At 72.8% G+C, this 3,297-nt stretch carries 4 protein-coding genes; 2 read left to right on the forward strand and 2 right to left on the reverse strand.

What is annotated here, in order from left to right; translation table 11 throughout:
• Both M8J73_RS17930 and M8J73_RS17935 read left to right on the forward strand, forming a co-directional pair.
• On the forward strand, positions 1 to 266 hold a 266-nt coding region (locus tag M8J73_RS17930), incomplete at its 5' end, for a rhodanese-like domain-containing protein (protein ID WP_249828791.1).
• Positions 267 to 346: 80 nt separating this feature from the next.
• Positions 347 to 871: an Imm21 family immunity protein gene (locus tag M8J73_RS17935; RefSeq protein WP_055537973.1), complete on the forward strand. Its 525-nt coding sequence runs from the start codon at positions 347 to 349 to the stop codon at positions 869 to 871.
• A gap of 132 nt (positions 872 to 1,003) precedes the next feature.
• Here the strand turns inward: M8J73_RS17935 and M8J73_RS17940 are convergent, their stop codons facing one another.
• Both M8J73_RS17940 and M8J73_RS17945 read right to left on the reverse strand, forming a co-directional pair.
• The gene (locus M8J73_RS17940) at positions 1,004 to 2,695 is read right to left on the reverse strand and encodes a DUF885 domain-containing protein (protein WP_249828792.1); all 1,692 of its coding nucleotides are present in this window, start codon (positions 2,693 to 2,695) and stop codon (positions 1,004 to 1,006) included.
• Positions 2,696 to 2,870: 175 nt separating this feature from the next.
• Positions 2,871 to 3,297: Lrp/AsnC family transcriptional regulator (locus M8J73_RS17945; RefSeq protein ID WP_249828793.1), on the reverse strand; the 427-nt coding region annotated here is incomplete at its 5' end.

The raw sequence follows: 3,297 nt of genomic DNA on the forward strand, positions 1-3,297 counted from the left end.
TGCCCACCGCCCTCATCCCCGAGCAGGCCGAGCAGCTCCTCGACAGGTCCGTGCCGGTCGTCACCTACTGCTGGGGCCCCGGCTGCAACGGCGCGACCCGTGCCGCCCTCGCCCTCGCCGAACTCGGCTTCCAGGTCAAGGAGATGCTCGGCGGCTTCGAGTACTGGGCCCGCGAGGGCTTCGCGTACGAGACCTGGGAGGGCACCGAGCGGCGCGCGGCCGACCCGCTGACCGCGCCGGCGGACGCCGAGGACTGCGGCTGCTGACCGAATCGCTACTGACTCTGCGTCAAGAAGCCTGTCCACCCGGTGAGTTGAGCGTGCGGGCGGGCGTGTAACTTCGGGGCATGGCTCGTTGTGCGGATGTGGTGGTTCCAGGTGTGGTGCGGTGGGTGGAGTCGGCAGCCGGCCCGCTCATAGCGGTGCCGGAAGCGGTCCTGCCGTTCTGGGCGGGCGCCGACGGCGACGAGACGTCCTCCGACTACGACCGCGCCTGCGAGGTCCCCGGCCATGCCGGGCTGCTGCCCGTCGGCGACACCCGCGCCCTGGTACTGGGCGACGAACCGGCCGCCACCGCGTACCTGCCCGAGCACGGCCTCTTCGTCCGCCGGTACGCGGCCGGCTCCGAGGCGCGGCTCCTGGCCGAGGTGCCCGCCGTCCTCGGCGACGCCGTGTGGGAGCCCGCCCTTGAGTGGCGCGTGCCGGGACCGCTCGTCCTCTTCGACGCGGCCCGCCCCGGGCGCGCCGCCACAGCGACCGACCATGTGCGGGTGGAGTTGGCGCCCGGACGGTACGGAGTCAGTGCCGCTTACGTCCCGAGGGGGCCGTGGGCGGGGCTCCGTCTGGTGCGGGTCGGACCGTCGGCGGGCTGATCCGGGTCGGTCGGGAGTCAGAGCCAGCGGTCGGGGGCGGGGTCGGAGTTCGAGGTCGGCGGCCGGGGGCGGAGGTCGGGGTGGCGGCCGGGCCCGGTGGTGCGGTGGTCGGATGGGCCCGGCGCGCTCGGGTCACAGCTGGGAGAGTTCGTCCACCAGGTCGTCCAGGCCCAGGGAGCCCTGGGAGAGGGCGGCCATGTGCCAGGCCTTGGCGTCGAACGCGTCGCCGCGGCGCTGCCGGGCCTTCTCGCGGCCGAGCAGCCAGGCCCGCTCACCGAGCTTGTAGCCGATGGCCTGCCCGGGGATGGTCAGATAGCGCGTCAGCTCGCTCTCCACGAAGTCCGCCGGGCGGCTGCTGTGGGAGCCGAAGAACTCCTCGGCCAGCTCGGGGGTCCACTGCTCCCCCGGGTGGAAGGGGGAGTCCGCCGGGATCTCCAGCTCCAGGTGCATACCGATGTCGACGATGACCCGGGTGGCGCGCATCATCTGCGCGTCGAGATAACCGAGCCGCTCCTCCGCGTCCTTGAGGAAGCCCAGCTCGTCCATGAGCCGCTCCGCGTACAGTGCCCAGCCCTCGGCGTTGGCGCTGACCCCGCCGATGGTCGCCTGGTAGCGGGAGAGATCGTCCTTGACGTACACCCACTGCGCCAGCTGGAGGTGATGGCCGGGGACACCCTCGTGGTACCAGGTGGACACCAGGTCGTACACCGGGAAGCGGGTCGCTCCCATCGTCGGCAGCCAGGTGCGGCCCGGGCGGGAGAAGTCCTCGCTCGGCGCCGAGTAGTACGGGGCGGCCGCACCGCCGGGCGGGGCGATGCACGACTCGACCTTCCGCACCGGCTCCGCCAGGTCGAAGTGGGTGCCGTCGAGGGCCTCGATCGCGCCGTCCATCAGCGACTGGAGCCATGCGCGGACCTCGTCGACGCCCTCGATGTGCCGGCCGTGCTCGTCCAGGTGCGCCAGCGCCACCCATGGCGTCTCGGCGCCCGGAAGGATCTTCTCGGCCTCCTGCCTCATCTCGCCGAGCAGCCGGTGGAACTCCGACCAGCCGTACGCGTACGCCTCGTCGAGGTCGAGGTCCGCCCCCGTGAAGTAGCGGGCCAGCCGGGCGTACCGCTCGCGGCCCACCGTGTTCGGGGCGCCCTCGATCGCCGGGGCGTACACGTCGCGCATCCAGTCGCGCAGCTCGGCCACGGCGCGCGTCGCCCCGCGGGCCGCCTCGTCCAGCTCGGCGCGCAGGGACTCCGGGCCCTCCGACGCGAAGCCCTCGAACCAGCCGCGACCCTCGCCGTCCGTGTCCGCCCACTCGGTGAGCTGCCCGATGAAGGTCTCGGTCGGCCGCGGCGCCGCGTACAGCTTGCGGTCCAGGCCGAGGGCGAGCGACTCGCGGTATCCGGCGTACGCCGTCGGCACCGCGCGCAGCCGCTCCGCGATCGCCGCCCAGTCCTCCTCGGTCTCCGCCGGGGTGATGGTGAAGACCTCACGCACCTCGTGCGGGGGCGTCGCCATGTTGCCGACCGCGCGCAGATGCTCGTCCGCCTCGTGCACGGCGAGTTCGGCGGTGAGGCGCTCGCGCAGCAGGCGCGCGCACCGGCGTTCGATGTCGCTGTCCGCGCCCGGGCGCCGCTCCGCCTCGTCGAGCCTGGCCAGCGTTGTCCGGATCAGTTCCGCACGGGCCTCCAGTCCGGCGGGCGAGGTGTCCGGCAGCCTGCTCGAACTCTCCTTCACGCCGAGGTAGGTACCGGTCAGCGGGTCGAGGGCGATCAGGTCGTCGACATACGAGTCGGCGACCTCGCGGGGCAGAGGGCTCTTGGTGTCAGACATGCGGACAATCTTGGTACGGCGACCGGCCTCCGTCAGCTGCCTGACCGGGTGTTGAGCCTTACGGCGGCCGGATTCCGCTCAGGGCGCAGTACCCCGTACCGCTCGGGGCCACGGCACCCGGGCCGCTCAGGGGGCAGTACCCGGGCCGCGCTCAGGGCCGCAGTACCCGTGTCGTTCAGGCGGGCCGTTCGGCGTCCGGCGGGAGCAGCGGCCCGCACTCCCACTGCTGGAAGATCAACCTGGTCTCCACGCGCGCCACTTCCCGCTGCGACGTGAACTCGTCGAGGACCAGCCGCTGCAGATCCGCCATGTCCGCGACGGCGACATGCACCAGATAGTCGTCCGGTCCGGTCAGGTGGTACACGGTCCGCGACTCGGGCAGCGCCCGTATCCGCTCCACGAACGGCCCCACCAGCTCCCGCCGGTGCGGCCTGACCTGAACCGACAGCAGCGCCTCCAGCCCCCGCCCGAGCTTGGCCGGATCGAGGCGTAGCTGATGACCGAGGATCACTCCGGAGCGACGCAGCCGGGTCACCCGGTCCAGACACGTCGACGGCGCGACCCCCACCTGGGCGGCGAGATCGCGGTAGGTCGCCCGTGCG

It is taken from the genome of Streptomyces neyagawaensis (assembly GCF_023516595.1).
Taxonomy (GTDB): domain Bacteria; phylum Actinomycetota; class Actinomycetes; order Streptomycetales; family Streptomycetaceae; genus Streptomyces; species Streptomyces neyagawaensis.

Excerpts from the sequence above, each read along its gene's own strand:
- M8J73_RS17935 (WP_055537973.1), top strand. The coding sequence starts at position 347 with ATGGCTCGTTGTGCGGATGTGGTGGTTCCAGGTGTGGTGCGGTGGGTG.
- M8J73_RS17940 (WP_249828792.1), bottom strand. The coding sequence starts at position 2,695 with ATGTCTGACACCAAGAGCCCTCTGCCCCGCGAGGTCGCCGACTCGTAT.